General features: G+C 37.3%; 25 protein-coding genes and 1 pseudogene. 21 read left to right on the forward strand and 5 right to left on the reverse strand.

Features of this window, described 5'->3' with window-relative positions; translation table 11 throughout:
• Positions 1-86: 86 nt before the first annotated feature.
• Complete coding sequence (pssA, locus tag CHI06_RS18480) at positions 87-626, reverse strand: CDP-diacylglycerol--serine O-phosphatidyltransferase (RefSeq protein ID WP_095250100.1); 540 nt, start codon at positions 624-626, stop codon at positions 87-89.
• A gap of 131 nt (positions 627-757) precedes the next feature.
• Between pssA and CHI06_RS18485 the strand changes: the two genes are divergently transcribed.
• A complete protein-coding gene (locus CHI06_RS18485; RefSeq protein WP_095250101.1) occupies positions 758-1,558 on the forward strand; it encodes a phosphatidylserine decarboxylase in 801 nt (266 codons plus the stop codon).
• Between the two features lie 54 nt (positions 1,559-1,612).
• On the opposite strand, the gene CHI06_RS18490 is transcribed toward CHI06_RS18485, so the two are convergent.
• Positions 1,613-1,753 carry a sporulation histidine kinase inhibitor Sda gene (locus CHI06_RS18490; RefSeq protein WP_045517793.1) on the reverse strand — a complete coding sequence of 47 codons (141 nt, stop codon included), beginning with the start codon at positions 1,751-1,753 and terminating at the stop codon, positions 1,613-1,615.
• 400 nt (positions 1,754-2,153) lie between these two features.
• Between CHI06_RS18490 and CHI06_RS18495 the strand changes: the two genes are divergently transcribed.
• From CHI06_RS18495 to CHI06_RS18530, 8 genes are read left to right on the forward strand one after another with little or no spacing between them, the layout of a single operon-like run.
• A complete protein-coding gene (locus CHI06_RS18495; RefSeq protein WP_095250102.1) occupies positions 2,154-2,669 on the forward strand; it encodes a YqeG family HAD IIIA-type phosphatase in 516 nt (171 codons plus the stop codon).
• Positions 2,670-2,699: 30 nt separating this feature from the next.
• A complete protein-coding gene (gene yqeH, locus CHI06_RS18500) occupies positions 2,700-3,782 on the forward strand; it encodes a ribosome biogenesis GTPase YqeH (protein ID WP_206021220.1) in 1,083 nt (360 codons plus the stop codon).
• A gap of 28 nt (positions 3,783-3,810) precedes the next feature.
• Positions 3,811-4,650, forward strand: coding sequence for a shikimate dehydrogenase (gene aroE, locus CHI06_RS18505; RefSeq protein ID WP_095250104.1), 840 nt, complete (start codon positions 3,811-3,813; stop codon positions 4,648-4,650).
• A complete protein-coding gene (gene yhbY, locus CHI06_RS18510; RefSeq protein ID WP_095250105.1) occupies positions 4,644-4,934 on the forward strand; it encodes a ribosome assembly RNA-binding protein YhbY in 291 nt (96 codons plus the stop codon). The genes aroE and yhbY overlap by 7 nt, the downstream gene beginning before the upstream one ends.
• A gap of 12 nt (positions 4,935-4,946) precedes the next feature.
• Positions 4,947-5,516 (forward strand): nicotinate-nucleotide adenylyltransferase, encoded by a 570-nt coding sequence (locus CHI06_RS18515; RefSeq protein WP_095250106.1) that lies wholly within the window; start codon positions 4,947-4,949, stop codon positions 5,514-5,516.
• Complete coding sequence (gene yqeK / locus CHI06_RS18520; RefSeq protein ID WP_095250107.1) at positions 5,506-6,075, forward strand: bis(5'-nucleosyl)-tetraphosphatase (symmetrical) YqeK; 570 nt, start codon at positions 5,506-5,508, stop codon at positions 6,073-6,075. Before CHI06_RS18515 ends, yqeK begins: the two co-directional genes overlap by 11 nt.
• Positions 6,075-6,431: a ribosome silencing factor gene (gene rsfS / locus CHI06_RS18525; RefSeq protein WP_095250108.1), complete on the forward strand. Its 357-nt coding sequence runs from the start codon at positions 6,075-6,077 to the stop codon at positions 6,429-6,431. Before yqeK ends, rsfS begins: the two co-directional genes overlap by 1 nt.
• A complete protein-coding gene (locus tag CHI06_RS18530) occupies positions 6,428-7,183 on the forward strand; it encodes a class I SAM-dependent DNA methyltransferase (protein WP_095250109.1) in 756 nt (251 codons plus the stop codon). The genes rsfS and CHI06_RS18530 overlap by 4 nt, the downstream gene beginning before the upstream one ends.
• A gap of 63 nt (positions 7,184-7,246) precedes the next feature.
• On the opposite strand, the gene comER is transcribed toward CHI06_RS18530, so the two are convergent.
• Positions 7,247-8,071 carry a late competence protein ComER gene (gene comER, locus CHI06_RS18535; protein WP_095250110.1) on the reverse strand — a complete coding sequence of 275 codons (825 nt, stop codon included), beginning with the start codon at positions 8,069-8,071 and terminating at the stop codon, positions 7,247-7,249.
• A gap of 87 nt (positions 8,072-8,158) precedes the next feature.
• On the opposite strand from comER, the gene CHI06_RS18540 reads away from it, so the two are divergent.
• The 3 genes and pseudogenes from CHI06_RS18540 (at position 8,159) to CHI06_RS18550 (ending at position 11,731) form a co-directional block, all read left to right on the forward strand.
• Positions 8,159-8,794: a helix-hairpin-helix domain-containing protein gene (locus tag CHI06_RS18540; protein WP_095250111.1), complete on the forward strand. Its 636-nt coding sequence runs from the start codon at positions 8,159-8,161 to the stop codon at positions 8,792-8,794.
• Positions 8,795-8,873: 79 nt separating this feature from the next.
• Positions 8,874-9,320, forward strand: a pseudogene (locus CHI06_RS18545) (ComE operon protein 2); the annotation flags it as partial.
• A gap of 77 nt (positions 9,321-9,397) precedes the next feature.
• On the forward strand, positions 9,398-11,731 hold the full coding sequence (locus CHI06_RS18550) for a DNA internalization-related competence protein ComEC/Rec2 (RefSeq protein ID WP_095250113.1): 2,334 nt from the start codon (positions 9,398-9,400) through the stop codon (positions 11,729-11,731).
• Positions 11,732-11,804: 73 nt separating this feature from the next.
• Here the strand turns inward: CHI06_RS18550 and CHI06_RS18555 are convergent, their stop codons facing one another.
• Positions 11,805-11,939: a YqzM family protein gene (locus CHI06_RS18555; RefSeq protein ID WP_095250114.1), complete on the reverse strand. Its 135-nt coding sequence runs from the start codon at positions 11,937-11,939 to the stop codon at positions 11,805-11,807.
• 309 nt (positions 11,940-12,248) lie between these two features.
• On the opposite strand from CHI06_RS18555, the gene holA reads away from it, so the two are divergent.
• Positions 12,249-13,265 (forward strand): DNA polymerase III subunit delta, encoded by a 1,017-nt coding sequence (gene holA, locus CHI06_RS18560; protein WP_095250115.1) that lies wholly within the window; start codon positions 12,249-12,251, stop codon positions 13,263-13,265.
• Between the two features lie 48 nt (positions 13,266-13,313).
• Here holA and rpsT read toward each other — a convergent pair whose 3' ends face one another.
• Positions 13,314-13,574, reverse strand: coding sequence for a 30S ribosomal protein S20 (gene rpsT / locus CHI06_RS18565; RefSeq protein ID WP_095250116.1), 261 nt, complete (start codon positions 13,572-13,574; stop codon positions 13,314-13,316).
• Between the two features lie 221 nt (positions 13,575-13,795).
• Between rpsT and gpr the strand changes: the two genes are divergently transcribed.
• The 8 genes from gpr to dnaK all read left to right on the forward strand — a co-directional run bounded on the left by gpr (position 13,796) and on the right by dnaK (position 23,453).
• A complete protein-coding gene (gpr, locus tag CHI06_RS18570; RefSeq protein WP_095250124.1) occupies positions 13,796-14,920 on the forward strand; it encodes a GPR endopeptidase in 1,125 nt (374 codons plus the stop codon).
• Between the two features lie 94 nt (positions 14,921-15,014).
• The gene (gene spoIIP / locus CHI06_RS18575; protein WP_095250117.1) at positions 15,015-16,205 is read left to right on the forward strand and encodes a stage II sporulation protein P; all 1,191 of its coding nucleotides are present in this window, start codon (positions 15,015-15,017) and stop codon (positions 16,203-16,205) included.
• Between the two features lie 19 nt (positions 16,206-16,224).
• The gene (locus tag CHI06_RS18580) at positions 16,225-16,551 is read left to right on the forward strand and encodes a YqxA family protein (RefSeq protein WP_095250118.1); all 327 of its coding nucleotides are present in this window, start codon (positions 16,225-16,227) and stop codon (positions 16,549-16,551) included.
• 130 nt (positions 16,552-16,681) lie between these two features.
• A complete protein-coding gene (gene lepA / locus CHI06_RS18585; RefSeq protein WP_095250119.1) occupies positions 16,682-18,517 on the forward strand; it encodes a translation elongation factor 4 in 1,836 nt (611 codons plus the stop codon).
• Positions 18,518-18,595: 78 nt separating this feature from the next.
• A complete protein-coding gene (gene hemW, locus CHI06_RS18590) occupies positions 18,596-19,744 on the forward strand; it encodes a radical SAM family heme chaperone HemW (RefSeq protein WP_095250120.1) in 1,149 nt (382 codons plus the stop codon).
• 116 nt (positions 19,745-19,860) lie between these two features.
• Positions 19,861-20,892 carry a heat-inducible transcriptional repressor HrcA gene (gene hrcA, locus CHI06_RS18595; protein WP_095250121.1) on the forward strand — a complete coding sequence of 344 codons (1,032 nt, stop codon included), beginning with the start codon at positions 19,861-19,863 and terminating at the stop codon, positions 20,890-20,892.
• Between the two features lie 104 nt (positions 20,893-20,996).
• Positions 20,997-21,587 (forward strand): nucleotide exchange factor GrpE, encoded by a 591-nt coding sequence (gene grpE / locus CHI06_RS18600; protein WP_095250122.1) that lies wholly within the window; start codon positions 20,997-20,999, stop codon positions 21,585-21,587.
• Between the two features lie 33 nt (positions 21,588-21,620).
• Complete coding sequence (gene dnaK / locus CHI06_RS18605; protein ID WP_095250123.1) at positions 21,621-23,453, forward strand: molecular chaperone DnaK; 1,833 nt, start codon at positions 21,621-21,623, stop codon at positions 23,451-23,453.
• Positions 23,454-23,480 lie beyond the last annotated feature (27 nt).

The raw sequence follows: 23,480 nt of genomic DNA on the forward strand, positions 1-23,480 counted from the left end.
AATCCGTCAAGAAGGTTAAAGAACAACCTTCCCGCCGGCTCGTCTTATGCCTGTCGCCCCTTTCAAGGCGCTTCCGCTTTTCCTTGTTACATCTTTTTAAGTTTAAAGGGGCTTACCATTAGAAATGATAAAATAATGATGATGAATAAAAAAGTTTGAGCGGGCAGGTATGGGATGGCTAAAAAGCTCAATGTTGCCAGGCACCCTGCTGCAGTAATCGGCAGACCAGTAAAATAGCCATTACTTTCTGTGATATTAAACCGAGCCAATCTAAAGGCTCCACAGCCGATATAGAAAACGGTGAAGAAGGATCCGGGTCCCCCAAATTCATTTAAGATTCCTTGATATAGTAATAGTGCAGGCGCCACTCCAAATGATATAATATCACTCATGGAATCTAATTGTTTGCCCAGCTCTGATTCAATATTAAACTTTCTAGCGGCCATACCATCAAAACGATCGGCTAATGCGGCGATAAAAATTAATAACAAGCTTAATCGTAAATTTCCTTCCATGGCGAAAATAATGGCAAATCCACCAAAAGATAAATTGGTTAAGGTAATAACATTTGCAGTTTGGGACTTAAGTTTCTTTATTGTAGAATCAAAAACGTCTAATAAAAACATTTTGCTCCACCACTCCTTTTCAACAAGCCGGAAGAGAACTTTAATTTTTTATGGTTTATCTATTATATACAATATTAAGCTTTTTAAGAAGTTTCGTAAAGAGTATTTTTACACTTTTTGGGGGTCATGTAATGTTTAAGCACGTTTATCGACTAATGATAGAACTTACCAATGGGAAGTGGACATCAGTTATTTTACAGCGTTTTGCCCGTTCTAGAATCAGCAGATTTGTTGTCCCTTCGTTCGCGAAGATTTATAAATTAAATCAGGAAGAAATGGAAAAGTCTCTGCATGAGTATCACACACTTCATGATTTATTTATTAGGACGCTGCGAAAAGAAGTTCGAAAAATTGACACAAATGAAAACACGGTGGTTAGCCCTGTAGATGCAGTAATTGAGGATGTCGGTTCTATTAATCAAACAAGTGAAATGGTTGTCAAGGGTAAGACTTATTCCATACAAGAAATGTTAGGCAGCCAGGAGACAGTAAATAAATATTTACATGGTACTTATATGATTCTATATTTAAGTCCAAGTCATTACCATCGGATACATAGCCCTATCGAGGGTACCATTGTTAAACAGTGGACGCTTGGCTCAAAATCATATCCTGTTAATAAAATGGGTCTTAAATACGGTGTTAGGACGTTGTCTAAAAACTATCGAATGATTACAGAAGTGAAAACAGCAAGCGGGCATGTTGCTATCGTGAAAGTGGGAGCCATGTTTGTCAATTCCATTGAAAAAACGCATAAAGGAATGACGCTTCAAAAGGGCGAGGAAATGGCCTACTTTAGTTTCGGGTCTACCATTGTATTATTATTCCAAAAAGAAACCTTTATACTAGATTCTACTATTCATACACCAAAGGACATTAGGATTGGCGAAAGAATTGGAGTCATGGCAACCCAAAATGGCGGCGCTAATTAGTGCCGTTGATTTTTTTTGCAAAAGAAAAGACCCTCAAGGGTCATAAGTAAAATATTAAGATGAAATTTTCATTTTGTTGAAAAGTGAACGACGATGAATTTCTGTTTCGATAAGATGGATAAACTCAGGACTTAGATTTAATTCTCTTGCTTTATAATAAGATTCAATTAATAACTCATCTGACAGTTTACGCAAGCCAGAAGCACCTCCATATAAAAAATAAATGGTACTAAATGAAAGTAAAGAAGCATAAAATGGTAGGTTCATTTGGTGTACCCTAAATCTACCAAATTAAGTTGGATTGGACAACCTTTCCAATTATTCACAATTAACAGTGGATAACTTGTGACTAATTTGTTTATAAAGGATAAAAATGTGACTGAAACAATGGGTATAATGTTAATAACTTTATCCACAGATGTGTAAAAAACCGAGATTTTGTCGAAAAATATTTTTTATTTCGTATTTAAAGCAAAAATATTCGAGATTGACAAATAATAAACTCATACAGCTATAATAGTTTTATTTTGATACTGAGGGTAAAATTGGTTATGATGGTACAGATAAACAGATGAATTAATGAGGTGTAAGCTGAGTGTTAAAGAAATTTTTGCCTGATGAGCATGTAAAAAGCATATTAGATATTCATCCCGAAGACTTGAAAAAAAGAGGGGTTAAGGGGATCATTACTGATTTGGATAATACGCTTGTGGAATGGGATCGTCCAAATGCCACTCCTGAACTTGTCGAATGGTTTGAACAAATAAAAAAGCAAAATATACTTGTAACAATTGTTTCTAATAATAATGAGATGCGAGTAAAGGAATTCTCCGATCCATTACAAATTCCTTTTATATTTCAAGCACGTAAACCCTTGGTGCGAGCGTTTAATAAGGCTCTTTCTCAAATGGGAATTAAAAAAGAAGAAGCAGTTGTCATTGGGGATCAGTTATTAACGGATGTTTTAGGTGGAAATCGAAGCGGATTTCATACGATTCTAGTGGTCCCTGTTGCACAAACAGATGGTTTTTTTACTAAATTTAACCGTTTTGCTGAGCGAAGAATTTTGAATTGGTTTAGAAGAAAAGGGATGATTCAATGGGAGGATTAAAGTGTGAGTGAACAAGAGCAATATTTATGTATGGGCTGTGGGGTAAAAGTTCAGACTGAAAACCCCGAGGAATTAGGCTATGCGCCAACATCAGCACTCGAAAAGGATAGTATTATTTGTCAGCGTTGTTTTCGCCTGAAGCATTACAACGAAGTTCAGGATGTCAGTTTAACCGATGATGACTTCTTGAAAATATTGAATGGCATTGGACAGACAGATGCCCTGATTGTTATGATCGTGGATATTTTTGATTTTAATGGAAGCTGGCTGCCAGGATTACACCGTTTTGTAGGAAACAACAAGATTCTGCTAGTGGGCAATAAGGTAGATCTATTGCCGAAATCAGTGAAACATAACAAATTGATTAATTGGATGAAACAAGAGTCAAAAGAGCTTGGGCTAAGACCTGAAGAAGTTTTCTTAGTCAGTGCTGAAAAAGGTAAGTACATTAGAGAAACAGCGGCTGCCATTGATGAAATGCGAAATGGAAAAGATGTCTATGTGGTAGGATGTACAAATGTAGGGAAATCTACATTTATTAATAGAATTATCAAAGAAGTTACCGGAGAAGGAGATATTATCACCACCTCACACTTCCCTGGAACTACTTTAGATATCATCAAAATACCACTTGAGGATGGTAAAGCATTGATTGATTCACCTGGAATTATCAATCATCATCAAATGGCACACTTTGTAGATAAAAAGGATTTAAAAGTGATTACACCGAAAAAGGAAATTAAGCCAAAGGTGTTTCAATTAAATGAGGGACAAACCTTGTTTTTTGGGGGATTAGCTCGATTCGATTATATTAGCGGAGGCAGGACTTCATTTGTCTGTCATATCTCAAATGAAATAAATATCCATCGGACAAAAACAGATAATGCAGATGAGTTATATGAAAATCATCTTGGAGAAATGCTCGCTCCACCTCGAAAAGATGAATTAGGAACATTTCCTGAGTTAGTGAAACAAGAATTTACGATTAAGGATGCCAAAACAGATGTAGTCTTTTCAGGTCTAGGCTGGATCACCATAAACGAACCCGGAATAAAGGTAGCAGCATACGTGCCTAAGGGTGTACAAACCTTAACCCGTAAATCTTTAATCTAAATAGACAGGGAAATGGGGGAGAAACAGGGTGAAGAAACTTTTTGCGGTTTTGGGAGATCCAATTGGCCACTCGATGTCACCAATCATGCTCAATGATATCTTATCCTTTTATGAAATCGATGCTCATTATCATCCTTTTCATGTTCGAAGAGATGAATTAGAAACAGTTATTAAGGGACTAAAGGCGATTGGTATCTCAGGCTTTAATATAACGATACCTCATAAAAGCACAATCATTCCTTTTTTAGATGAAATTGATGAATTAGCTTTAAGCATTGGGGCAGTCAATACGGTTGTAAATGAGAACGGAAAATTGGTCGGCTATAATACAGATGGATATGGGTTTATTAAGGGATTAAATCCTTATATGTCATCTTTTTCTGACAAGAAAGTATTGGTTATTGGTGCTGGAGGGGCGGCAAGAGCGATTTATTTTACAATGGCCAAAATGAAGCCTTTGGCAATTGATATTTCGAATCGAACTGTCCTTAAAGCCCAAGAACTCCTTGATGCATGTCCATTTGAATCAAACTCAAAAGCCTTATCTTTAGAGGAGGCAGAACTTTATTTGAATGAATATGATGTGGTGATTCAGACGACGATGATAGGGATGTACCCGAAAATTTCGGAAATGCCAATTAGCCTAAAACTTTTAAAGTCCCAATCCTTGGTTTGTGATATTATTTACAACCCGTTAGAGACCCAATTTTTAATGGAAGCAAGACAAAAGGGAGCAACTGTTCAAAATGGAGTTGAAATGTTTGTTTATCAAGGAGCGCTTGCTTTTGAGAAATGGACAGGAATATTCCCAGATGTAAAAAGAATGAGAGAAAATGTACTACAACAGCTTGGAGGCGTGAAATGTTAACAGGAAAACAAAAAAGATATCTACGATCGAAAGCCCATCATTTAGATCCGATTTTTCAAGTAGGAAAAGGCGGGGTAAATGAAAATATGGTTAAGCAAGTGGCGGAAGCGCTAGAGGCAAGAGAACTTTTTAAGATAAGTGTTTTGCAAAATTGTGAAGATGATAAAAACGTTGTCGCAGAGCAGCTTGCTAAGGGAACAGGTGCAGACATTGTCCAAATTATTGGAAATACAATTGTCCTATACAAAGAATCGGTAGAAAAGAAACAAATTACACTTCCATAAGGAGGATTCGTCATGCCGAAGGTTGGGATATTGGGAGGAACATTTGACCCGCCTCATTACGGCCACTTGTTAATCGCTAATGAGGTACTCTCCAAACTTAATCTTGATGAAGTATGGTTTATGCCAAACCAAGAGCCTCCTCATAAGAAGAAATCAGAATCAGTTGAAAATCAAGAACGCTTGCAAATGCTGGAGCTCTCAATCAAAGGGAATGAAGCATTTAAAATTGAAAAAATTGAGTTAGAAAGATCAGGTCCTTCATTTACTGTCGATACGATGCGGATATTAAATGAAATGTATCCGAATCACAAATTTTATTTTATCATCGGTGCGGATATGATAGAGTACCTTCCTAAATGGCATAAAATTGACGAACTGATTGAACTTGTCCAATTTGTTGGTGTTGAAAGACCTGAATACAGCTCAAAAACGGATTATCCAATCACTTACGTGGATGTTCCTGCAATCGATGTCTCTTCAAGTATGATTAGAAAGAGAGTACAACAAGGCATGACGGTACGCTATTTATTACCCGACCCGATTATTGATTTTATTAGGGAGAATCATTTATATGGAACGTGAAGAGGCATTAAAAATTGTTAAAGACCAATTAACAGACCATAGATATCAACATACCTTAGGAGTCATGGAAACGGCTATTGCTTTGGCGGAACAATATGGTGCTAATGAAAAAAAAGCAGAAATGGCTGCAATCTTTCATGACTATGCAAAATTTCGACCTAAGGATGAAATGAAACAAATTATTTTATCGCAAAAGTTCCCTCAAGATTTACTTCACTACCATGCTGAGTTGTGGCATGCTCCAGCAGGGGCTTACTTAGTCGAAAAAGAAGCTGGGATAAAGGATAAGGAAGTATTGGATGCGATCCGTTACCATACATCAGGAAGGCCAGGAATGACTCTGCTGGAAAAAGTAATTTATTTAGCAGATTATATTGAACCTGGCCGCCATTTTCCAGGGGTAGATGAAGTCAGAGCTTTAGCCAAGGAAAATTTGGACACTGCATTAATACAAGCAGTTAAAAATACAATACTATTCTTAATGAGAAAGAATCAACCGGTTTATCCGGAAAGCTTTCAAACATATAATGATCTCGTAATGAATCGGAGGATTGATTAATGTCTAATCAAGAGTTATTAAAAATTGCAGTAAAGGCTGCGGATGATAAAAGAGCTGAAGATATTCTAGCACTCAATATGCAGGGGATTTCCTTAATTGCCGATTATTTTATTATTTGTCACGGAAACTCTGACAAACAAGTACAGGCAATTGCAAGAGGAATTAAAGAAAAGGCAGAAGAAAATGGATATAATGTGAGAAGAATGGAAGGCTTTGATGAAGCCACATGGATCTTAATTGACCTTGGTGATGTGGTTGCACATGTATTCCATCGTGATGAAAGAAGTTACTACAAGTTAGAAAGGTTATGGGGCGATGCACCTTTAGAGGATATTCGCAGTGAGCTGACAACATGAGTTATGAGCAGTTTGCCTATTTATATGACGAGCTCATGCAAGATGCTCCATACGATGAATGGGTTAGATTTGTAAAAGAAAAAGTGAATAAATATCAAGTAAATGGTAACCATTTACTTGATTTGGCATGTGGTACAGGAGAGCTCTCCGTTCGTTTTGCTCAGGAGGGCTTTTCCGTTACTGGTGTAGATTTGTCTGCCGATATGCTTAGTGTTGCACAGGCAAAAGCACAGGAAGAAGGATTGAATATTCCTTTTTTTGAGCAAGATATGGCACATTTAGAAGGACACGAAGAGTTTAATATTATTGGGATTTTTTGTGATTCCTTAAATTACCTGAAATCTGATGAAGACGTGATACATACTTTTTCGAGTGCTTATAGTCATCTAAAAAATAGCGGTATATTCTTCTTTGATGTCCATTCTACTTATAAAATTTCTGAGCTTTTTATCAATCAAACCTTTACATTAGCAGATGATCATTTATCCTACATTTGGAATAGCTTTGCCGGTGAATTTCCAAATAGTGTAGAACATGAACTGAGTTTTTTCATATTAGATGAACAGTCTGGAAAATATGATCGTTTTGATGAACTTCATTACCAAAGAACATACCCTGTTCAACAGTATTCAAAATGGTTAAATGAGGCAGGCTTTGAAATCCTCGAGATTTGTGCAGATTTCGAGGATATTGAGCCGCAGGATCATTCAGAAAGAATATTTTTTATTGCAAGGAAAAAGCCATCATATTAAAATTGATGGCTTTTTTAAAATTATTTTTAAAATAAATAAAGGAATTTGACTAACCTTGGCGAATTAATGCTTATAGAACTGCAAGTTAACTTTTTCTATGTCTTCATTAAATTTTGTATGTGTGGCTTGGAAAATATGTTCAAAGAGATCTCCAAGCTCTTCCTCCATTACCTTAATGCCCTCACCAGTAATACCACCCTTAACACAAACTTTTTCTTGTAACGAAGGTAATGTATAATGTCCTTGTTTTAATAACTCTCCCAGGCCGACAATCATTTCACTTGCCATTACTGTTGCTCTTTCTTGATCAATGTCCGTTTCTTTTACAGCTGCAAGGATAAAACGCTGCAATAGATAACTGAAAAATGCTGGACCACAGCTAACGATATCAGAAGCCACTCTTGTTATATTCTCCTCAATACTTACTGGAATCGAAATCTTCGCAAACATACTTTCCACTTTTGTTTTCCAATTTTCACTGCAATGTTCACCGTATGTTATCAGTGAAACTCCCGCTAGTGCACGGTTTGTAATGCTTGGAATAACCCTTATAACTGAACAGGCTGTCTTTGCTTCAAGTTGACTTGTATCAATAGGACTTGTGATGGAAATAACACATTTTCTATTATTTAAATGTGGGTTAATTTCATTAATAATGGTATAGACATCTAAGGGTTTAACACAAATAAACACTAAATCGGATTGAGATGCCACTTCAGCTGCATTTTCCCCAACCCTTATTCCCTTATATTTATCTTTAAGCAGCTTCGCTTTTGTTTTTGTTCTATTTGTAATAACCATTGAAGAAGGGGAAACTGCTTTTCCATCGATTAAAGCCTCAACCAAAATAGTCCCCATATTACCGGTACCAATGATACCAATTTTCATTATTCCGACCCTCCTTCGCATGCAGATTCTCTAATAACAATATGAAATATGATAGTGAAATATACCAATTGAAAGGATGGATTACTTATGAAGGACTGGATGTATGAGCATAAAGTTTATGTGATCATTACTGTCATGATAGCTTTTGCTGCCATTTTCTATTTCTTAGAAGAAAGTAAATCTTCTGTAAGTGACGTAGAAAATATTGTCCCGCAAGAAATAAAGGAAGAGAAGGATATTCCCCAAGTACAAGAAGAAATTCAAGAACCTGAAATGATTATGGTTGATGTGAAGGGGCAGGTTACCATGCCGGGTGTATATTCAACAAGTCAGGGCGAAAGGGTAATAGACGTTATCCATCGTGCTGGCGGGCTAACTGAAAACGCTGATGAGAGCCAGGTGAATTTTGCTGAACATGTTCAGGATGCCATGGTTATTTATATCCCCGCAAAGGGAGAGGCAGTAATTAACGTACCTGCAGGAACAACTGTTAATCCTTCGAACACTGGCGGCGGTATAGGTAAAGAAGCAAAAGTTAATGTAAATAAAGCAGATGAAACACAGTTGCAAAACCTTCCGGGAATTGGTCCTTCAAAAGCGGCAGCGATTACGGAATACAGAGAGACAAGCGGTCCGTTTAAGAGTATTGAAGATTTGAAAAATATTAGCGGAATTGGTGATAAAACTTTTGAGAAGCTAAAGGATCTAATTACAATCCAATAAGAAAACTCATTGACCATTTAAAGTCTTAGATATTACACTTAAGAGAGAGAAATATCGAAATTTGGAGGAGTTGGAGAAAGTGGAACGCATTTCGTGGGATCAATATTTTATGGCTCAAAGTCATTTACTGGCGTTAAGGAGTACCTGCACGCGGCTGACAGTGGGCGCGACAATCGTTAGAGATAAGAGAATTATTGCCGGTGGTTACAACGGTTCAATCGCTGGTGGAGACCACTGTATTGATAAAGGCTGTTATGTCATCGATAATCATTGCGTAAGGACGATACATGCCGAAATGAATGCCCTCCTGCAATGTGCCAAATTTGGTGTCCCCACAGCTGAAGCGGAAATTTATGTTACCCATTTTCCATGCCTGCAGTGTTGTAAAGCCATAATCCAAGCTGGGATTAAGACAGTCTATTATGCAGAAGATTATAAGAATCACCCTCATGCAGTGGAGTTATTCCAACAAGCAAATGTAAATACCGAAAAGGTAGAACTAAAAGAATCAGTGATTGATTTTCGTAAGATAAGTCAATAATCCCCCATAATAACGCCGGTGTATCCGGCGTTAAAATACTCCCCAACAAATTGGAGAAAACCATGAATAGTAAATGCTTCTTTTTTGCAATTGCGGCCATATTAGGAGTTTTAACCTCACTTTTCTTTTATCCCCCTTTCTTACTTTGTTCCATTATTTATTTTTATTTCCTTTATACTTTTAAGAAGTATTCTAAACAACAATTGTTCATTGTCATCTGCCTCTTTCTTACTTTTTTTCTCACCGGTCACCATACGATTACCCATAATAAAACTAGGCTGCCGGATTCACTGACAACCTTTTATCTACAATATACGGAAAATACCAAAGTTGATGGCGATTTGCTCCAGGTTATCGCATTGGATACTAAGAATAAAGAAAAGCTTTTAATACGATATAAAATTAAAACAGAGGCAGAGAAAAAGGCGCTAAAAGATACGAATTTTTATGGACGTTTATGTCATGTAACAGGAGTATTAACAGAAGCTTCTATTGCCAAAAATCCAAACGCCTTTAACTACCGGAAATATTTAGCTGAAAAAAAGATTTATAAAATAGTGGAATTAGAAGATAACCCACTTAATAAATGTGCTGAAGTTAAATCAACGCCATTAACCATGATTAAAGACGTACGTTTTACTGGCATTAAATACCTCGAAAAAAATTTCCCTTCAGAAATTGCCGCTCTTTCAGCTGCATTAATATTTGGAGATAGAAGCATGTTTGATCCTGAGGTGCTGATAAATTATCAAAAAACGGGCATTGTTCATTTACTGGCAATATCGGGTCTTCATGTTTCCTTATTAATCGGAATGGTGTTTTATTTAGGAATTAGAATCGGATTTACTAGGCAGTTTATGATGAATTTTCTTCTCGTTCTGTTGCCGATATATGCGATATTAACAGGTGCTTCACCTTCGGTTATTCGTGCGGTGTTAATGATCTTCCTTGTTTTATTGGTTGTAAGATGGAAGAAGCAAATAAAATTGTCACCAATCGATGCCATTAGCCTTACCCTTTTGATTTATGTGTTTTTTTCTCCTTTGATTATTTTAGATGCAGGTTTTCAGTTATCGTTTTCAGTTAGCTATGCCATTATTTTATCTGTCACTAATATTTTCCCGCGGTATCAAGAAAGTATTTCAGCGATGGTTGTCACCTCCATTATTGCTCAACTAGCAGCTTTGCCGATTTTACTGTATCATTTTTTCGAAATTTCTTTTATAAGTATTGTTGCTAACCTTCTCTATATTCCTCTCTTCTCGTTTGTATTTCTCCCTGGATTATATATCTTGTATTTCATTCAGATAATATTTGGTGATACTCCTTCAATTCTGATTAACTTATTTATGAAAATTATTACCTTAGCCAATGCCCTTATTGAAAAACTTGCAGACCTATCTTTTGCCCAGCTTGTAACCGGAAGACCAAATATCCTTCTCTTCATAATTTATATGGTAATCATCCTCGCCATTTTTCTAATATGGGAAGCGGGTTTTCAGCAAAAGAGGAAAATATATGCCATTTTTTTAGTGTTTACCTTGATTACCTTCCAGACCATCTGGAATTGGGCCAATCCGTTTGGGGAAGTCACAATGATTGATGTTGGCCAGGGAGATAGTATTTTAATCCATTACCCATTTGGTAAGGGTACCTATTTAATTGATACGGGAGGAACCATTCAATTCGAAGAGGACGAATGGAAAAAGGCAGCAAAACCATTTGAAGTAGGGAGAGATGTTGTTGTCCCTTTTTTGAAAGGAAAGGGGATAACGAAATTAGATAAACTTATTCTTACACATGGTGATACTGATCATATTGGCGGCACTCTTGCACTTTTAAAAGAAATAGAAGTTACACAAATATTAATGCCATCAGTTGCTGAATTATCAAAATCAGAGTTAACCATTCTTCAGGAAGCAAAAAATAAAGGTATTCAAGTTGTTATGGTCGCTGATGGGAGCCAATGGGAAAATGAAAAGAGCACATTCTATGTTCTAAGTCCTGAAGCAAATTTTCAAGGTGAGCGGAATAGTGGGTCGATTGCAATTATGGCGGAAATTGGAGGGCTTAATTGGTTTTTTGGCGGCGATCTTGATCAGGAGGGAGAGGAAAGGATAATAAAGAAATATCCTGATTTGCATATAGATGTACTGAAGGCAGGACACCATGGAAGTAAAACATCAACAAGTGAGCTATTTATAAATAAGATAAAACCTGCTATCTCATGGATTTCAGTTGGTGAGCATAATCGTTATGGTCATCCGCATAGCGAGGTGTTAGAACAACTCGGGAATACAACTGTATACAGGACGGATGACCATGGTGCGATCACCTATAGGTTTTATCAGGAGAGTGGAACCTTTTCTTCGGTTTTACATAAGATAAAGCATTAACCTATCAGAAGAGGTAAAAGAGACTGTAAGGATTACAGTCTCCAAGAACTAATTATGTAGCAGTACATTTAGATTAGGATCCGACAACTTTAATAACGGTTGCAATAATAAACATTAGAGCAAAAACACCAAAAGAAACAACAAAACCTACCCCAGAATCAATTGCATCGTTGCGTTTAGTTTGCACATTCTTTTCAAATTCATTCATAGTATACCCCTCCTATTTCACATAATAGTATAAGCTTTTTTACTTAAAAAATCCAGCATGCTTTTAAAATCTACTTCCTATATTGACAAGAGTTGACACAAATACTTTAAAGCAAAAAGGTGACACTAAATTTACACAAGTAACTCCGCCAAGCAATTAAAAGATCCTAGGGCTTTAATTGCAGGCGTTCATTATAGATCGGGAATTGGCGCTTTCTAAGAAAGCTTTCAATTCCCTTTTAATACTTGTCAAAATGTCCAAGCTTCATTACGATAGATAATGGAAAGTGAATCGAAGGGGAGCTTGGAAATGGTATTAGATATTTGGAAACAAATTAAACAGCGGGAAATTGCTCCCATTTATTTATTATATGGTACAGAGGCATATTTAATCAATGAAACGAAGCAATTGCTGCTTAATCAGGTGTTAGATGAAGAGGATAAGGATTTTAACTTTACTGCGTATGATTTAGATGAAACACCTATTGAAACAGCTCTAGAAGACGCAGAAACCTTTCCTTTTTTAGGTGAGAAAAAAGTCATCTTTTTACATAATCCTAAGTTTTTAACCGCTGAGAAGACAAAAGATAAAATGGAACATAATCTAGCGCGGCTTGAGTTGTATTTAAAAGAACCTGCCCCCTATACGGTCTTAGTTATATCGGCGCCTTATGAAAAGCTCGATGAACGAAAAAAAATTACTAAAGAGCTAAAAAGGACAGCAGTTACAGTAGAAGCAAAGAAGTTGAATGAGTACGAATTGAAAAATTGGGTGAAGGAAAGAGCAAAGAAAAATGGAATTGTTTTCGACCCGGATGCACTTGAACTCCTGATTACGCTTGTGGGTACAAATATGTTTATGATTACAAGTGAAGTTGATAAATTAGCTTTGTATGCTGCAGACGAAAAACAAATTAAGGCTTCTATGGTAGAAAAATTAGTGTCGAGATCCCTTGAGCAAAATATTTTTACTTTAATTGAGAGGGTAGTACAAAGAAGGCCTGAAGACGCACTTAGAATTTATTACGATTTATTAAAGCAAAATGAGGAACCGATTAAGATATTAGCACTGCTTGCGGGCCAATTCAGGCTTATTTATCAGGTGAAGGAGCTTTCAAGGAGAGGTTATGGACAACAGCAAATGGCCGGTTATTTAAAGGCTCATCCATTCCGGGTAAAGTTAGCTGCTGGACAAGCTAATCAATTTACGGATGAAGAATTAACTAACCTTATGAGCATGCTGGCGAATGCTGACCTTCAGATGAAAACGGGCGGCATGAATAAATCATTACTAATTGAGCTGTTATTGTTCAAAATAAAACGGTAGACATAAAAAAACGATTCCAATCAGGAATCGTTTTTTTATGCTCTCAAATTATAGAGTGTTAGCTTTTTTAGTAAGACGTGATTTTTTACGGGCAGCAGCATTTTTGTGGATAAGACCTTTTGCAGCAGCCTTGTCTAATTTACTAGCAGCAGTTACTAATGCTTCCTTAGCAGCTGTTGCATCGTTAAGTGTAATAGCAGCTTCTACTTTCTTAACAGCAGTACGAGTTGCAGATTTAACAGTTGTATTTTGAGCATTACGAGCTTCGCTTGTTTTTACACGCTTAATAGCAGATTTAATATTAGGCATTACTTTCACCTCCTACAAAGAATCGAGACTATATGAACTCGACTTTACCTTCATTCACAATTAATCAGAACAAGAGATATTTTATCAAACCAAACCTTATTTTGCAATACTAGAATTATCTACATATAAGAATAACCTGAATGTTTTAGCGGAAAAGGGGTAAAAATAGGGAATAGTTTCTAATTAGAAATTGGATGGGAGCGATACAAATGCAGGAGAATATGAACAAAAATATAGACTTAAGCCAGTATTCAATTCGAACGGATTTAGCGATTGAAGCGAGAGAAATGGTCATTGCTGACAGGGAAGGCTCAGTTCAACAGGGAGAGAACCTCTCGCAAATTGAAGGAGTCATTATTAAAGAAAAAGATATAGATGATATAAAAATCTCTTTAGTAGAGGTCACAGATGCAGGAGCACAACAGCTTGGTAAAAAAGCAGGACGCTATTTAACCCTCGAAGTACAAGGGATTAGACAGCAGGACACTCCTTTACAACAAAAGGTGGAGGAAATTTTTGCTAAAGAATTTGCTCACTTTCTAGAAGGCACAGGGATTAAGAAAGATGCCTCCTGTCTCGTAGTTGGTTTAGGAAATTGGAATGTTACTCCAGATGCACTTGGTCCAATGGTCTGCGAGAACCTCTTAATCACCAGGCATTTGTTTCAATTACAGCCAGAAAATGTTGAGGAAGGCTATCGTCCGGTTAGCTCCCTAGTTCCAGGGGTAATGGGATTAACAGGAATTGAGACGAGCGACATAATCTTTGGAGTAGTCGAAAAAACTAAACCTGATTTTGTCATAGCTATTGACGCATTAGCAGCTAGATCGATTGATAGGGTGAATTCTACCATCCAAGTTTCGGATACAGGCATTCACCCTGGATCTGGAGTAGGAAATAAAAGAAAAGAATTAAGTAAAGAAACACTAGGAGTTCCAGTCATTGCTATTGGTGTTCCGACTGTTGTTGATGCTGTTTCGATTACAAGTGACACGATTGATTATATCCTGAAGCATTTTGGCAAGGAGCTTAAGGAAGGAAATCGCCCTTCAAGAGCCCTCGCACCAGCGGGTATGACTTTTGGGAAACGAAAAAAACTTACCGATGATGATCTTCCAGAAGAAAAGCACCGTCAGACCTTTCTAGGGATGATTGGAACATTAGAAGAGGAAGAAAAACGCAAATTAATATATGAGGTACTTTCCCCTTTAGGTCATAATTTAATGGTTACCCCTAAGGAAGTGGATGTATTTATTGAAGATATGGCCAACTTGATTGCGAGCGGGTTAAATGCTTCGCTTCACAGTAATGTTGATCAGGGAAATGCAGGTTACTACACGAGATAATGTTTAAGAGACCACCTCACAATTGCGAATAATGGTTCTAGCAATTCTAGTAATGTCATAAGTATTTACTAGAATCGAATTGAGAGGTGGAACCATGAAATCTACTAGGAATTCTGGATTGTTTTTGACGGTGCAAGGGACGAATCTAATAAAAGTAACCTCTTTTATCTTGTTGTTTATGCTTTTGGTGTTTTCTATCAGCGGGCTGTTAACATCATTAAAGCCCCAGTTTAGACCAATGTCTAATTCTGTTAATACAGCTGCAAATCAAGTAAATGGGAAAATGCTCTATCAACTTATGGCTTGGGAGAATCATCATTTCTTATCTATTGAAGATAATTTAACAGCGAGCCCCAAGCTGACTAACTTAATTTTTAAGCTTTCAAGTAATATTAATTTAAATGACCCAAGGAGCCTTCTAGGCCGGGAGCTTCCAGGATTTGCCCAGTTTGATGGGAAAATACTCGTTGCTGGTCAAGGTTCAAATTATACGAACATGCCATTTGAATCCTCACCCCCTTTAGAAATAATGAAAGCAGAACGAGAAGCGTCATTGCAAAATATTGAAGGTATTGACAAAGGAAACGAGGATGATATTCCTTCGAATCCCTCACTTACAACAGGTGATAAAAAGGTGGTTCATCTTTACTTTACTCATAATCGCGAGTCATACCTTCCCTATTTACAAGGGGTGACCGATCCGAATCTTGCCTATCATTCACAATTGAATGTCACCAAGATTGGCGATCAGTTGAAGGAAAGCTTAGAGGCTAGAGGCATTGGAACTTCAATTGATAAGTCTGATATTATGGGATCCGTGAAAATGGCTGGTACTTACCAGAAATCTGGTGAATTAGTCCAGACGGCAATGGCTCAAAACCGTGAATTGGAATACTTTATTGATGTCCATAGAGATGCACGCCGTAAAGATAAAACGACGGTGATGATAAATGGCAAGGCATATGCACAGTTGGCTTTTGTTATTGGCGGGAAAAATCCAAATCATGAAAAAAATGAAAAGTTAGCACGTGATTTGCATAATCTTCTTGAAGAGAAATACAAGGGATTGAGCTGGGGAATTCACATGAACCAGGGTGCCGGGCAAAACGGTGTCTATAATCAAAATTTGTCTGAGAATGTAATTTTAGTGGAATTTGGCGGTGTGGATAATACTTTCGAAGAGTTAAACCGTTCAGCTGACGCACTAGCAGATGTCTTTAGTGAATATTTCTGGCAAGCAGAGAAAGTTAATTCCGATGGTGCGCAATCCACGGATAAACAATAGAAGTAAAGGAGCATGTCCAATGAAAATGTTCATGCTGAAATTTTTTTGTATCTTAGCCATTATGTTTATATCGGTTTTAGCTGGGATGCAGCTGGCGAATGACGGCATTCATAAAATGAAGGGCTACGATGACCCGAATTTTCAAAACGCTGTTGCTATTAATGACAATGGCGAACGTGTAAAAGCTACTTTTTTGGGAAATGAAATATCGAGTCATGACATTGATGAAAAGAAAAAGAAGCTTGAGGAAATAAGTGCCTTTAATCTATTTTCCTCAATGGGTAAGAAGATATCTGAAGGTGTCTCCACTGCTTCGGAAAAACTGATTAGTCTAATAACCGAATAAATATTCCTAGCGGTTCCTTCTCTTGGATGCCGCTTTTTTTGTGTGATTTCAGTTTTAATTGAATCTTATTTCCCGTACTGATATAATCAAAAATAGTGTAATTGTGCGAGTTATAGTAGGAGTGAAATACATGAACAGAGAAGAAAAGCTCAAAAGACAATCAAATATAAGAAATTTTTCGATTATAGCCCATATTGACCATGGGAAATCAACATTAGCAGACCGTATCCTAGAAAAAACAAATGCATTAACTTCCCGTGAAATGAAGGCTCAACTTTTAGATTCGATGGATTTAGAAAGAGAACGCGGGATTACGATAAAGTTAAATGCTGTCCAATTAAAATACAAAGCAAAAAATGGTGAAGAGTATACTTTCCATCTGATTGATACACCTGGGCACGTCGATTTTACCTATGAGGTTTCTCGAAGCCTTGCTGCTTGTGAAGGTGCTGTTTTAGTCGTTGACGCCGCACAGGGGATTGAAGCACAAACCTTGGCGAACGTTTATCTTGCATTGGATAATAACCTTGAAATTATACCGGTTATTAATAAAATTGACTTACCAAGTGCTGAGCCTGAAAGAGTCCGTAATGAAATTGAAGAAGTTATTGGACTTGATGCCTCTGAAGCAGTTTTAGCGTCTGCCAAAGCGGGAATAGGGATTGAGGATATCCTCGAACAGGTGGTAAAAACTGTCCCTGCTCCAACTGGTGACCCTGATGCTCCATTAAAAGCACTAATTTTTGATTCTCTTTATGATGCTTATCGTGGTGTAGTGACCTACATCCGAGTTGTTGAAGGCAGCGTCAAAGTAGGAGATAAAATTAAAATGATGGCAACCGGTGCTGAATTTGAAGTAAATGAAGTAGGTGTATTTACACCAAAATCGACGCTGGTCGATGAGCTAACCGTTGGGGACGTTGGATTCCTTTCAGCTTCAATTAAAAATGTTGGGGATACAAGGGTTGGGGATACCATTACAAATGCAAAAAATGGTTCAACAGAACCCCTTCCAGGTTACCGTAAATTAAATCCAATGGTGTATTGTGGTTTGTACCCAATCGATACTGCAAAATTTAATGATTTACGTGAAGCATTAGAGAAGCTGCAGTTAAATGATTCTGCGCTTCAATTTGAGCCGGAAACTTCTCAAGCCCTAGGCTTTGGTTTCCGTTGTGGGTTCTTAGGTCTTCTTCATATGGAGATTATTCAAGAGCGGATTGAGCGTGAATTCAAAATTGATTTGATTACAACAGCTCCAAGTGTTATCTATGATGTACACATGACAAATGGCACTCAAATAAAAGTGGATAACCCTTCAAATCTTCCGGATCCACAGAAAATTGACCATGTTGAAGAGCCTTACGTAAAAGCCACGATGATGGCTCCAAATGAATATGTCGGTGCGATAATGGAGCTGTGTCAGCAAAAGCGTGGTATTTTTATTAATATGCAATACCAAGGTGAAAACCGTGTAAACATCATCTATGAAATTCCGTTAGCAGAAATTGTTTATGATTTCTTTGATCAACTTAAATCTAGCACACGAGGCTATGCATCATTTGATTATGAATTAATTGGCTACAAACCGTCTAGCTTGGTTAAGATGGATATATTGTTAAACGCTGAAAAGGTGGATGCCTTAAGCTTTATCGTTCATAAAGATTTTGCCTACGAACGCGGCAAAGTCATTGTTGAGAAGCTAAAGGAATTAATCCCAAGGCAGCAATTCGAAGTTCCTGTCCAAGCCGCTATTGGTCAAAAAATTGTTGCTCGTTCAACCATTAAATCCATGGGTAAAAACGTATTGGCTAAATGTTATGGGGGAGATATCTCCCGTAAACGAAAGCTGCTCGAGAAACAAAAAGAAGGTAAAAAACGGATGAAACAGGTTGGTTCAGTCGAGGTCCCACAAGAAGCCTTCATGGCTGTCCTAAAAATGGATGATAACAATACAAAAAAATAAAAACAAAAACGGGAGGTTTGGAATTGTCTATTAAATAGGCGAAATCCAGCCTCTTTTATTTATATAAGAGGTGAAAGTATGATTAAAGCTGCTTATCTCCATATACCCTTTTGTGAGCATATTTGCCATTATTGTGATTTTAATAAAGTATTTCTTAAAGGGCAGCCGGTGGATGAATATTTGCAGGCTCTTGAGCAAGAAATGGTCCTAACATTAAACAAATATCCAACTGACAAACTGCAAACCATTTTTGTGGGCGGTGGGACACCGACCTCCCTAAATGAACAGCAGCTTGAACGGTTTTGCGGAAGTATAACCCGGAACTTACCGATGAATAGAAATGTTGAATTTACTTTTGAAGCAAATCCAGGTGATTTAACAAAAGAAAAGTTACAAATATTAAAAGATGCAGGTGTAAACCGACTTAGTCTTGGTGTTCAAACCTTTAATGATGAATTATTAAAGAAAATTGGTCGTGTCCATCGTGCAAAAGATGTTTACCAAACAGTAGAGATTGCAAAGTCTATTGGCTTCAAAAATATTAGCATTGACTTAATCTTCAGCCTGCCGACCCAAACCATTACTGACTTTAAAGAGTCATTGACTCAAGCTTTTACACTAGACATTCAACATTATTCGGCCTATTCGTTAATTATTGAACCAAAGACAGTTTTTTATAATCTTATGCAAAAAGGGAAACTCCCTACACCGGGAGAGGATGCGGAAGCAGCAATGTATGAACTGCTTATGGAGCAAATGGAAAAGCACAGATTTAATCAGTATGAAATTAGTAATTTTTCAAAGCCTGGCTATGAAAGCAAACATAACCTAACATACTGGAATAACGATTACTATTATGGGTTCGGTGCAGGTGCTCACAGCTATGTGAATGGCTGGAGACGCTCGAATGCAGGACCATTGAAAAAATATATGGAACTAATTGATAACGGGAACCTCCCTATCTTTCAGGAACACCAAACTTCAAAAGCAGAACAAATAGAAGAAGAAATGTTTTTAGGTCTGCGAAAAACAGATGGAGTATCTATATCCCATTTCATCGGAAAATTTGAAATTGATCCACTGGAAATATTTGAAAATGAGATTTCTGATTTGATTGCAAAAAAATGGATAGAAGTAAAAAAAGATAATATATATTTAACAAAAACAGGGCGGTTATTAGGAAATGAGGTTTTTCAATCATTTTTAGGGGTTACGACTAACCCCTAATTAGGTGGCTTTGCAATTTCTTAATATCAAATGATTGACACCATCCCCCTATTTTTGATAATTTATTAATAGAATTAGCACTCGACTTCAATGAGTGCTAACAGAGGTGATGAATGGTGTTAACAGATCGTCAATTATTGATTCTTCAGGTTATTGTTGATGATTTTATTCGGTCTGCACAACCTGTCGGCTCAAGGAGTTTGTCGAAAAAGGATGAAATATCATTTAGTTCGGCGACTATTCGGAATGAAATGGCTGATCTTGAAGATCTAGGCTATATTGAAAAAACGCATACTTCTTCTGGTCGTGTTCCTTCTGAAAAAGGCTATCGGTATTATGTAGATCATTTGCTGTCGCCGCAAGCATTAAACAAGCAGGATATAACGATTATTCAATCAATCTTTGCTGAGAGAATTTTTGAGTTCGAAAAAATCATTCAAAAATCAGCTAAGATATTATCTGAGCTAACCAATTATACTTCAATCGTTTTAGGTCCTGCTGCCAGCTTTAATAAACTTAAACGGATACAAATCATTCCTCTAAACAAGGAAAGTGCAGTAGCAATTTTTGTAACCGATTCGGGCCATGTTGAAAACCGAACATTTTATTTGCCTTCAACCGTGGATGCAAGTGATTTGGAAAAGACCGTCAATATTCTAAATGAGCGTTTGACTGGGGTAGCACTTGAAGATTTAAATGATAAAATCTACAAGGAAGTGGCAATGTTACTAAGGCAGCATATCCGTAATTACGATTTAATGTTGCATACCATTTCGGATTCACTAAAAATGCCGGTTAATGAAAAACTCTTCTTTGGCGGAAAGACAAATATGTTAAGTCAGCCAGAGTTTCATGATATCAGTAAGATTCGTGAACTATTACAAATGATTGATCACGAAGAGTGGATTTACCCATTAATCAAAAATGAATCTGCCGGTATTCACGTAAAAATCGGCAGAGAAAACAAAAATAGCGCTATGGAAAATTGCAGCCTTATTACCGCAACCTATTCGGTTGGGGCTGAGAAATTGGGAACCATTGCGATTCTTGGCCCAACGAGAATGGAATATTCCCGAGTTATAAGCTTGCTGCAGTTTTTAAGTAAGGATTTAACCTCAGTTTTAACAAACCTGTATCAAAAATATTAGGGGTGGAAATATTGAGGAAGGGTGAATACTCTATTTTCGCCCTCCTTTTCATGAAATTAACTTTTACAATAAATGTTTAAAAATCCTTTAAGGAGGTGAGTAAGTTGACTAAAGATAAGAACAACACGCTTAATGAGGAAGTTGAATCTGAAACGAATGAACAAGTGGAACTTACCAATGAGGAAGTTGAAACTGTTTTTGATGAAGCAAGGGATTCAAACGAGGCTTCAACGGATGTAAACCATGCCGCTGAGATTCAAAACCTCACCAGTAAATTAGAAGAAGCAGATAATCGTTACCTGCGTCTTCAAGCGGATTTTGATAACTTCCGCCGTCGAACTCGATTAGATATCGAGGCGGGTGAAAAATATAAAGCACAAAAGTTAGTAACTGAACTGCTTCCAGCTTTGGACAATTTTGAAAGAGCCTTGCAAATAGAAGCAGACAATGAGCAATCACGTTCCTTGCTTCAAGGAATGGAAATGGTTTATCGCAGTTTAATTGACGCCTTGAAAAAAGAAGGTGTTGAACCAATTGAAGCAGTTGGGAAAGAGTTTGATCCAAATTTCCATCAAGCAGTAATGCAGGGAGAAGATGAGAATTTTGGCTCTAATATCGTAAGTGCTGAATTCCAAAAAGGGTACATGTTAAAGGATCGGGTTATCCGCCCATCAATGGTTCAGGTAAATCAATAACCCTACATATTAATACTTAGGAGGAAAAGGGAAATGAGTAAAATTATCGGTATTGACCTTGGTACAACAAACTCATGTGTTGCTGTTCTTGAGGGCGGCGAACCAAAGGTTATTCCAAATCCAGAAGGAAACCGCACAACACCATCTGTTGTGGCATTTAAAAACGGCGAACGTCAAGTAGGGGAAGTGGCAAAGCGTCAGGCAATTACAAACCCAAATACCATTATGTCTATTAAACGCCATATGGGAACAGATTATAAAGTAGAAGCAGAAGGAAAAAACTATACACCACAAGAAATGTCAGCTATTATCCTTCAATATTTAAAATCTTATGCTGAAGATTATCTAGGGGAGCCAGTTACAAAAGCAGTTATTACCGTACCAGCATACTTTAATGATGCAGAGCGTCAAGCAACAAAGGATGCAGGTAGAATTGCTGGCTTAGAGGTTGAACGTATTATCAATGAGCCGACAGCTGCAGCACTTGCATTTGGTCTAGATAAAACAGATCAAGACCAAACTGTTCTTGTTTACGACCTTGGCGGTGGTACATTTGACGTATCTATCCTTGAACTTGGAGATGGCGTATTCGAAGTAAAATCAACAGCTGGTGACAATCGTCTCGGTGGCGATGACTTTGACCAAGTAATTATTGATTACTTAGTAGAACAATTCAAAAAAGAAAATGGCATTGACCTTTCTAAAGATAAAATGGCATTACAACGCTTAAAGGATGCAGCAGAAAAAGCGAAAAAGGATTTATCAGGTGTTACTTCTACTCAAATTTCCTTACCGTTTATCACTGCTGGTGCAGCTGGACCACTTCACCTTGAAGTGACAATGTCTAGAGCTAAATTTGATGAGCTATCTGCTCACCTTGTAGAACGTACAATGGGACCAACTCGTCAGGCATTAAGTGATGCAGGCCTTACACCATCTCAACTTGATAAAGTTATTCTAGTTGGTGGGTCAACTCGTATTCCTGCTGTTCAAGAAGCAATTAAAAAAGCTACTGGTCAAGAGCCACACCGTGGGGTTAACCCAGATGAAGTAGTAGCAATGGGTGCTGCAATTCAAGGGGGCGTAATCACAGGTGATGTTAAAGATGTAGTATTACTTGACGTTACACCACTTTCACTTGGTATTGAAACAATGGGCGGTGTATTCACAAAGTTGATTGACCGTAATACAACCATTCCAACATCAAAATCACAAGTGTTCTCTACTGCAGCTGATAATCAAACAGCTGTTGATATCCACGTTCTTCAAGGGGAACGTCCAATGGCGAATCTGAATAAGACATTAGGTCGCTTCCAATTATCTGATATTCCACCGGCACCACGTGGAATTCCACAAGTTGAAGTAACCTTTGACATCGATAAGAACGGTATCGTAAATGTACGTGCTAAAGATCTTGGAACAAATAAAGAGCAGCAAATTACAATTAAATCTTCTACAGGTCTTTCTGATGAAGAAATTCAAAAAATGGTCAGAGAAGCAGAAGAAAATGCTGAAGCTGACAAACAGCGTAAAGAAGAAGTGGAACTTCGCAATGAAGCAGACCAACTAGTCTTTACAACTGAAAAAACATTAAAAGACTTAGAAGATAAAGTAGATGCTTCTGAAGTTGCAAAAGCTAACGAAGCAAAAGATGCATTAAAAGAAGCGATTGAGAAAAACGATCTTGCAGAAATCCGTGCTAAAAAAGATGCTTTACAAGAAATTGTTCAGGCGTTAACGGTTAAGCTATATGAACAAGCTGCACAACAAGCACAAGGAGCACAAGGTGCTGAAGGCGGAAACGCTGGTCCTAAAGATGACAACGTAGTCGACGCTGAATTCGAAGAAATTAAGGAAGAAAAGTAAAAGCGAAAAGCGGAAGCGCCTTGTTTA

The organism is Bacillus sp. 7884-1 (genome assembly GCF_002272245.1).
Lineage (GTDB): Bacteria > Bacillota > Bacilli > Bacillales > Cytobacillaceae > Neobacillus.

What these genes read in the sequence shown, in the direction of transcription:
- pssA (WP_095250100.1), bottom strand. Translation starts at nt 626, where the DNA reads ATGTTTTTATTAGACGTTTTTGATTCTACAATAAAGAAACTTAAGTCC.
- hemW (WP_095250120.1), top strand. Translation starts at nt 18,596, where the DNA reads ATGATTAAAGCTGCTTATCTCCATATACCCTTTTGTGAGCATATTTGC.
- lepA (WP_095250119.1), top strand. Translation starts at nt 16,682, where the DNA reads ATGAACAGAGAAGAAAAGCTCAAAAGACAATCAAATATAAGAAATTTT.
- comER (WP_095250110.1), bottom strand. Translation starts at nt 8,071, where the DNA reads ATGAAAATTGGTATCATTGGTACCGGTAATATGGGGACTATTTTGGTT.
- CHI06_RS18555 (WP_095250114.1), bottom strand. Translation starts at nt 11,939, where the DNA reads ATGAATGAATTTGAAAAGAATGTGCAAACTAAACGCAACGATGCAATT.
- spoIIP (WP_095250117.1), top strand. Translation starts at nt 15,015, where the DNA reads ATGAAATCTACTAGGAATTCTGGATTGTTTTTGACGGTGCAAGGGACG.
- CHI06_RS18550 (WP_095250113.1), top strand. Translation starts at nt 9,398, where the DNA reads ATGAATAGTAAATGCTTCTTTTTTGCAATTGCGGCCATATTAGGAGTT.
- CHI06_RS18580 (WP_095250118.1), top strand. Translation starts at nt 16,225, where the DNA reads ATGAAAATGTTCATGCTGAAATTTTTTTGTATCTTAGCCATTATGTTT.
- yqeK (WP_095250107.1), top strand. Translation starts at nt 5,506, where the DNA reads ATGGAACGTGAAGAGGCATTAAAAATTGTTAAAGACCAATTAACAGAC.
- CHI06_RS18530 (WP_095250109.1), top strand. Translation starts at nt 6,428, where the DNA reads ATGAGTTATGAGCAGTTTGCCTATTTATATGACGAGCTCATGCAAGAT.
- yqeH (WP_206021220.1), top strand. Translation starts at nt 2,700, where the DNA reads ATGGGCTGTGGGGTAAAAGTTCAGACTGAAAACCCCGAGGAATTAGGC.
- dnaK (WP_095250123.1), top strand. Translation starts at nt 21,621, where the DNA reads ATGAGTAAAATTATCGGTATTGACCTTGGTACAACAAACTCATGTGTT.
- yhbY (WP_095250105.1), top strand. Translation starts at nt 4,644, where the DNA reads ATGTTAACAGGAAAACAAAAAAGATATCTACGATCGAAAGCCCATCAT.
- CHI06_RS18485 (WP_095250101.1), top strand. Translation starts at nt 758, where the DNA reads ATGTTTAAGCACGTTTATCGACTAATGATAGAACTTACCAATGGGAAG.
- rsfS (WP_095250108.1), top strand. Translation starts at nt 6,075, where the DNA reads ATGTCTAATCAAGAGTTATTAAAAATTGCAGTAAAGGCTGCGGATGAT.
- gpr (WP_095250124.1), top strand. Translation starts at nt 13,796, where the DNA reads ATGAACAAAAATATAGACTTAAGCCAGTATTCAATTCGAACGGATTTA.
- CHI06_RS18515 (WP_095250106.1), top strand. Translation starts at nt 4,947, where the DNA reads ATGCCGAAGGTTGGGATATTGGGAGGAACATTTGACCCGCCTCATTAC.
- rpsT (WP_095250116.1), bottom strand. Translation starts at nt 13,574, where the DNA reads ATGCCTAATATTAAATCTGCTATTAAGCGTGTAAAAACAAGCGAAGCT.
- holA (WP_095250115.1), top strand. Translation starts at nt 12,249, where the DNA reads ATGGTATTAGATATTTGGAAACAAATTAAACAGCGGGAAATTGCTCCC.
- CHI06_RS18540 (WP_095250111.1), top strand. Translation starts at nt 8,159, where the DNA reads ATGAAGGACTGGATGTATGAGCATAAAGTTTATGTGATCATTACTGTC.